This window comes from Curtobacterium sp. HSID17257 (assembly GCF_003989515.1).
Lineage (GTDB): Bacteria > Actinomycetota > Actinomycetes > Actinomycetales > Microbacteriaceae > Curtobacterium.
This window is the reverse complement of record NZ_RBLU01000137.1, coordinates 1-7,323: the sequence shown is the minus strand read 5'-3', so window position 1 is coordinate 7,323 and position 7,323 is coordinate 1. Positions and strand designations below refer to the sequence as shown.

General features: G+C 73.7%; 5 protein-coding genes and 1 pseudogene. 2 read left to right on the top strand and 4 right to left on the bottom strand.

All coding sequences use genetic code 11. The features are described from left to right. Positions 1-4,445, bottom strand: a 4,445-nt coding sequence (locus D8M35_RS14580; protein WP_126892492.1) for an ATP-dependent helicase, incomplete at its 3' end; no start/stop codon positions are given. Between the two features lie 150 nt (positions 4,446-4,595). Between D8M35_RS14580 and D8M35_RS14575 the strand changes: the two genes are divergently transcribed. Then, positions 4,596-5,273 (top strand): PadR family transcriptional regulator, encoded by a 678-nt coding sequence (locus tag D8M35_RS14575; RefSeq protein WP_126892491.1) that lies wholly within the window; start codon positions 4,596-4,598, stop codon positions 5,271-5,273. A gap of 100 nt (positions 5,274-5,373) precedes the next feature. Here D8M35_RS14575 and D8M35_RS14570 read toward each other — a convergent pair whose 3' ends face one another. Then, positions 5,374-5,994 (bottom strand): alpha/beta hydrolase, encoded by a 621-nt coding sequence (locus tag D8M35_RS14570; protein ID WP_161972681.1) that lies wholly within the window; start codon positions 5,992-5,994, stop codon positions 5,374-5,376. Positions 5,995-6,067: 73 nt separating this feature from the next. On the opposite strand from D8M35_RS14570, the gene D8M35_RS14565 reads away from it, so the two are divergent. Next, positions 6,068-6,610: an NUDIX hydrolase family protein gene (locus D8M35_RS14565; RefSeq protein ID WP_058729559.1), complete on the top strand. Its 543-nt coding sequence runs from the start codon at positions 6,068-6,070 to the stop codon at positions 6,608-6,610. 82 nt (positions 6,611-6,692) lie between these two features. Here the strand turns inward: D8M35_RS14565 and D8M35_RS14560 are convergent, their stop codons facing one another. Beyond that, positions 6,693-6,893, bottom strand: a complete 201-nt coding sequence (locus D8M35_RS14560) for a CsbD family protein (RefSeq protein ID WP_022903197.1) — start codon at positions 6,891-6,893, stop codon at positions 6,693-6,695. Between the two features lie 201 nt (positions 6,894-7,094). Next, positions 7,095-7,323 (bottom strand): annotated as a pseudogene (locus D8M35_RS17120) (ATP-dependent helicase); the annotation flags it as partial.

Here is a 7,323-nt window from a genome sequence, read left to right as displayed (position 1 = left end):
TCGGGGTCAGCGGGGGCGTCCTCCGACGGCCACGGCAGCGCGGCGCCGTACGGGTTGGCCGGGTCCGTCGCGGCGAGGGTGAGCGCCTGACGCTCGCGGTCCGGGTCGGCACGCTCGTCGTCGTCGAGGTCCCGCGCGTACGTCCGGAGCCGGTCGACCGTGGGGCTCGTCGCGAACTGCGCCGCGCCGAGTCCCTCGACGAAGTAGCCCCGGCGTGCACGACCCGACTCCTCGAACCGGCTGAGCACCCGGTAGACGCCGGCGAACCCGCCGCGGACGCCCTCGACCTGCACGGCGCCGCGGGTCACGACCCCGTACCGCTCGAGCAGCTGTTCCGCGGTCGCGGCCGCGCGCAGCGTCGAGTCGGACTCGGCGAGCGGCAGGATCGACCACCGACCGCCGACGGACGGCGGGCCGGACTGCGACGGCAGCGTCGGCCGACGACGCCCGCGGTACGCCCGAGCCCGCGGCGCACTCGTCGACCGCGCCTTGCCGCCGAGCATCGCCCGGAGCGGCGCGAAGGTGTCGTTCGTGACCTGGCCCGCCCAGACCAGGTCCCACAGCGCGGTCGTCAGGGCCTGGTCGTCCGTGCTGCCGACGGCCTGGCCGAGCTGCCGGAAGAAGTAGGCGCCGCCGCCGGCCAGGGCGCCGAGGACGTCGCGCTGCAACTCGGTGGTCTCGCCGCCGTCGGGCTCGGCGAGGGTGGTCGACGCGGTCTCGGCAAGGTGCAGGCGCACCCAGCCGTCGTTCCCGGGCAGGGTGCCGCCGCCGGACCAGAGGACCTCGCCGGTGGCGGTCAGCTCGTCGAGCATGCTCGTGGAGTAGTCGGTGACGCGGGACGGCAGCACCAGGGTCTCCCACGCGCTCGCGGGCAGGGCGACCCCGGCCAGCTGGTCGATGACCTGCAGCACGCCGTCCACGCCCCGGAGGCCGCCGCGGGTACCCGGTGCCTGCACGTGCTGCCACGCGGGCAGGAACCGGGCGAGGGTGTCCGGCGAGACCGGCTCGACCTCGTGCCGGAGCGCGGCGAGCGACTTCGTGCGGATGCGGCGGAGGACCTCGGCGTCGCACCACTCGGCGCCCTGGCGGTCCGGGCGGAACTCACCCTCGACCACGCGGCGGTCGGCGACCAGTCGGCGCAGGGTGTCCTGCACGACGGCGATGCCGAGTCCGAGCCGGGTCGCGGCCTCCTGCGCGGAGAACGGCCCGTGCGACCGGGCGTACCGGCCGACCAGGTCGCCGAGGGGATCGGCGACGGGTTCGACGAAGGCGGTCGGCACGCCGATCGGCAGCGGGACCCCGAGGGCGTCGCGCAGGCGGGAGGCGTCCTCGATCACGGACCAGCGCGTCGTCCCGCCCTGCGAGAACGACAGCAAGCGGCGGTCGCGCTCGAGCGTCTCGAGCGCCGACCGGACCGTCGCACGCGCGGCGTCGGAGCCGGCGGTGCCGAGGCCGGCGGTGTCGGGGGTGCGACTGTCGGTGTCCGCGCTGTCGGCCACCCAGCTGCGGGCGACGAGCTCGTCCAGCTCCAGGGCACCGACGAGCCGCAGCACGTCGACGAGCCCCTCCGTGTCGCGCGCGCGACGGTCCGGGGAGAGCCGCTGCAGGTCGCGCTCGACCGACGCGATGACGGCGGGGTCGAGGAGCTCGCGCAGCTCGGCCCGTCCGAGCAGCTCGCCCAGCAGGGTGGAGTCGAGCGACAGTGCCGCCGCCCGACGCTCCGCCAGGGGCGAGTCGCCCTCGTACATGAACGCCGCGACGTACCCGAACAGGATCGAACGGGCGAACGGCGACGGCTGCTCGGTCTCACGCTCGACCAGGCGGATCCGGCGCTCGGCGATCTGGTCCGAGATGCCGAGCAGTGCCGGCACGTCGTAGACGTCCTGCAGGACCTCGCGCACGGTCTCGAGCACGATCGGGAACGTCGGGTACTTCCGGGCGACCTCGAGCAGCTGCGACGCCCGTTGACGCTGCTGCCACAGCGGGGACCGCTGGCCGGGGTTCCGACGGGGCAGGAGCAGCGCCCGCGCCGCACACTCGCGGAACCGGGCGGCGAAGAGCGCCGAGCCGCCGACCTCGTCCGTGACGAGTGCCTCGAGGTCGTCCCGCTCGAACACGAACAGGTCGGCCCCCGGCGGCTCGGCGTCGGTCTCCGGGATCCGCACGACGATGCCGTCGTCGGCCGCCATCGCGTCGCCGTCGATGCCGTGCCGTTCGCGCAGGCGCGCGCCGACCGCCAGGGCCCACGGCGCGTGCACCTGCATGCCGTACGGCGAGTGCAGGATGAGCCGCCAGTCGCCGAGCTCGTCGCGGAACCGCTCGACCACGAGCGTGGTGTCGTTCGGCACGTGTCCGGTCGCCGCCCGCTGGTCGCGCAGGAACGTCAGCAGGTTCGTCACGGCGCGCTCGTCGAGCCCGCCGGCAGCGACGCGGGCGCGGGCGTCCTCGTCGGACGCGGCGTCGACCTCGCGCACGAACGCACCCGTCGCGCGGCCGAGCTCGGCCGGACGTCCGATGCCGTCACCCTTCCAGAACGGCACGCGGCCGGGTTGCCCGAACGCGGGGCTGACGATCACCCGGTCGTGCGTGATCTCCTCGATCCGCCAGCTCGTCGCACCGAGGGCGAAGACGTCGCCGACGCGGGACTCGTAGACCATCTCCTCGTCGAGCTCGCCGACGCGCGACGCCTTCTCGCCGACCATGAAGACGCCGAACATCCCGCGGTCGGGGATCGTGCCGCCGCTCGTGACCGCGAGCCGCTGGGCGCCGGGACGCCCGGTCAGGGTGCCGTGCACGCGGTCCCACACCAGGCGCGGCCGGAGCTCGGCGAACTCGTCGCTCGGGTAGCGACCGGTCACCAGGTCGAGCGTCGCCTCGAACGCCGAGCGCGGCAGCGAGCTGAACGGCGCACTGCGGCGGACGAGCTCGAACCAGTGCTCGACCTCGACGGTGTCGATCGACCCGGCGGCGACGGTGTGCTGCGCGAGGACGTCGAGCGGGTTCGCGGGCACCGAGATCGACTCGATCTGCCCGGAGACCATGCGCTCGACGGTGACCGCGCTGTTCACGAGGTCGGCGCGGTGCTTGGGGAACAGGACGCCGCGGGAGATCTCACCGACCTGGTGTCCGGCGCGACCGACGCGCTGCAGGCCGCTGGCGACCGACGGCGGTGCCTCGACCTGGACCACGAGGTCGACCTCGCCCATGTCGATGCCGAGCTCGAGCGAGCTGGTCGCGACGACGCAGCGCAGGCGTCCGGACTTCAGGTCGTCCTCGATGATCGCGCGCTGGTCCTTCGACACGGACCCGTGGTGGGCCCTGGCGAGCACCGGGACCGCCGGGTCGGAGCCGCCGCCCTCGGTCTGCCCGGACTGCCCGATCACCTGGGCCGGCGGACGCTTCGGCTGCGCGACGGGCGCGTGTGCCGACGCGCGACCGGGGGACTGCGTGACGGGAGCCGACCCGGCCACCGCGCCCACGGCCTCCGGGGCGACGACCGCCGCCGTGTCGACGGCCGCGAGCACCCGCTCCTCGTGGATCTCGTTCAGCCGCGCCGTCAGGCGCTCCGCGAGCCGGCGTGAGTTCGCGAACACGATCGTCGACCGGTGCTCCTCGATGAGGTCGACGACGCGTTCCTCGACGTGGGGCCAGATCGAGCCGTTCGTCGGTGACTCGGTCGCGTCCGCGCCGACGGGCGGGGCGCCGAGCTCGGTCATGTCGTCGACGGGCACGACGACGCGCAGGTCGAAGGTCTTCTGTGCGGGCGGGGCGATGATCGACACGGGGGCGCGTCCACCGAGGAACCGTGCGACCTCCTCCGCCGGGCGCACGGTGGCGGACAGGCCGATGCGCTGCACGGGCTTCTCGAGCAGGTCGTCGAGTCGTTCGAGCGAGACCGCCAGGTGGGCGCCACGCTTGGTCGACGCGACCGCGTGCACCTCGTCCACGATGACGGTGTCGACGTTCACCAGGGTCTCGCGCGCCTGCGAGGTCAGCATCAGGTAGAGCGACTCGGGCGTGGTGATGAGGATGTCCGGCGGCTGTCGCAGGAGCCGTTGCCGGTCGGACGACGGGGTGTCACCGCTCCGGACGCCCACCGTGACCTCGGGCGGTTCGGTCCCGAGCCGACGCGCGGTCTGCGTGATGCCGACGAGCGGGCTGCGGAGGTTCCGCTCGACGTCGACGCCCAGCGCCTTGAGCGGGGAGACGTACAGCACGCGGGTGCGCTGCTTCGCCGGCGGGCGGTCGGTCGCGCTGATGAGCCGGTCGATCGACCACAGGAACGAGGCCAGCGTCTTGCCGGAGCCGGTCGGCGCGACCACGAGCGCGTGCTGCCCGGTGGAGATCGCGTCCCACGCGCCGGCCTGTGCCGCGGTCGGGCCGGGGAACGCGCCGCGGAACCACTCCGCGGTCGCGGGGGAGAAGCGCTCGAGGACGTCCGTCATGGTCCGTCCCATCCTGCACGTCGCCACCGACAGCGGGCCGGGCGGAGGAGATCCTTGACACAGCGATACGTAGCGATCTATCGTTGAGCCATCGCGATAGGAACAGAACCAACCGCGAGCTCACTTCACCACCGACAGGAAGGAGTCGTCATGCGCCCCTCGCACGATGACCTCGACAGCACCACGCCCCGCCGCGGCTCCCGCGGCACCGGTCCGCGCGGCCCCCGCTTCGGCGGCGCGCGGCAGCACCACGGCCACGGCTTCCCCGGCCGTGACCGTGGCGACCACGACCACGGCGGACGCGGCGGCTTCGGCCCCGGCTTCGGCGGACGCGGCTTCGGCCCGGGCTTCGGCCCCGGGTTCGGCGGCGGCCCCGGGTTCGGCCGCGAACGCCGCCGCCGCGGTGACGTCCGCCTCGCGATCCTCGGCCTGCTCGCCGAGGGTCCGCAGAACGGCTACGCCGTGATCAAGACCATCGCCGAGCGCACCGGCGGCGCTTGGAAGCCGAGTCCCGGCTCCGTCTACCCGACGTTCCAGCAGCTCGTCGACGAGGACCTCGTCGTCTCGACCGGCGACGGCCGCAAGACGCTCTTCGAGCTCACCGACGCCGGCCGCGCCGAGGCCGAGGCGAAGGCGGACGAGATCGCCGCCGCGTTCGACGCCGCACCGGGCATGCCCGACACGCAGCGCGAGTTCGTCGAGGCCCTCCGCAAGGCCATGGGGGTGCTGCACGTGTACCGCACCAGTGCCTCCGACGAGCAGACCAAGGCGGCGACGGCGAAGGTCGACCAGCTCCGCAAGGACCTGCTGCAGATCCTCGCCGAGTAGCGCCGTGCCGGACGGGAGGCGCGTGGCGGGCCCGCCACGTGCCTCCCGTCCGTCAGCCGGTCACCCGGTCACCTCCGCGTACCGGTCGCGGGAGCGGTCGTCAGGAGGCGTCGACGAACGCCGCCACGTCGGCGAGCTCCTCGGCGGACACCGCGTGCGGCAGGCCGGCGTACGACCGGTCGGTCACGTCGGTGTTCGCCGCGGCCCACGCCTGCGTGCGGGCGGTGGCCTCGGCCGGGATCACCGGGTCGAGGTCGCCGTGCCCGAGGAAGACCCGCGGACGGACGGCTGCGACGGCCTCGTCCCGTGCGTCCGTCACCCCGGGCACCACGAACCCGGAGAGCGACACCGCGAAGGCGAAGGCCGCAGGTCGGGCGCGCAGCAGCTGCAGCGCCATCGAGCCGCCCTGCGAGAACCCGAGCAGCCCGATGCGCGGGTGGTCGGCGGACACGGAGTCGATCCAGTCGAGGACGCCCTCGACGGCGGCGTCGACCGGCTCGAGCGCGGGCGACCCCGGCGTGCCGAGCGGGTACCAGGAAAACCCGGGCCCCCACGGCATCGGCGCGCGGAGCGACGCGATCGTCCACGCGGACGGCAGCGCGGGCGCCAGACCGAGCAGGTCGCGCTCGTGCGAGCCCACCCCGTGCATGGCGACGAGCAGGGGCGTGCCCGCGCGTTGCCCGGTCGGACGGGTCCACTGCACGATGTCCGCATCGATCACGTGGACAACGCTAGCCGTCCACAGCGACCGCGCCTCCCGCCGAACTCGCCGGGGCGACTGGTAGACACGGTGCATGGCCTCGCTGCGCACCCCCGACCCCGACTCCGGCTGGCTGTCCGACGAGGAACTCGCGAACGTCCGTCGTCGGCTGCCCATCTGCTACGTCGAGGCACTGCCCGTCCGGACCGACGGACTCGGCGTCGTGACCGAGGTCGGCGTGCTGCTGCGCGTCGCACCGAGCGGTTCGATCGCCCGCACGCTCGTCTCCGGTCGCGTGATGTTCGGTGAGTCGATCCGGACCGCGCTCTTCCGACACCTCGAGAAGGACCTCGGGCCGATGGCCTTCCCGCAGCTCCCTGCGAGCCCCACGCCGTTCACCGTGGCCGAGTACTTCCCGCTCCCCGGTGCCTCGGTGTTCACCGACGAGCGGCAGCACGCGATCTCCCTCGCGTACGTGGTGCCCGTGACCGGGACCTGCGAGCCGCGGCAGGACGCCCTCGAGCTCACGTGGATGAGCCCGATGGAGGCAGCCTCGGACGCGGTGGCCGAGGAGATGGAGGGCGGTCGCGGAGCACTCCTGCGCGCCGGTCTCGCCTCGGTCGGTGCCCTGCACTGACGGTCCGACCGACACCCGGACACGACGAAGCCCCCGGAACCGCATGGTTCCGGGGGCTTCGCAGCGCGGTCGTGGACCGGCTTCAGTGCTTCTCGTCGCGGAGGGAGTCCGCGACGCCGTGCGCCGCGTCCTTCACGTCGTCGACACCCTGCTTGGCCGACGCCTTGGCCTGGTCGGTCTGACCCTCGGCCTTCAGCTTGTCGTTGCCGGTCAGGTTGCCAACGCCCTCCTTGACCTTGCCGACGAGCTTCTCGCCGGTGTGGTTCTCTTCGCTGCCAGCCATACGGTCTCCTTCCAACGACGGACGATTCCCCGTCGGCCACTCACGCGGCCTTCGGTGAAGGAGAACCTACGCGGGAGCACTCCTGCTGCTCCCACCGGACGTCCAGGTTCCGGATGCCGACGCGAAAGCGACAGGACGCTGCCGAACAACGGCGGCGTCCTGTCGCTTTCGCGGACCACTCAGGCTCGAGCCCGCCGACGCTCAGTGGCGGTCGGCAGCCCCGGCCGGACGCGACGCCCGACGCGAGTCCCCACGGCGACGACCGCCGCCGGACTCACCCGCACCGGACCGACCCGCTGCGTAGCCGCCCTCGGACGACCACACCGGAGCGGACCCGCCACGGACGACGTCGCTCGACGCCCGACGGCTGCCGCCCGAACGGCGCTGACCACCGGTCGCGCCGCCCGACGCCGCAGCACCCGAGCCGGTA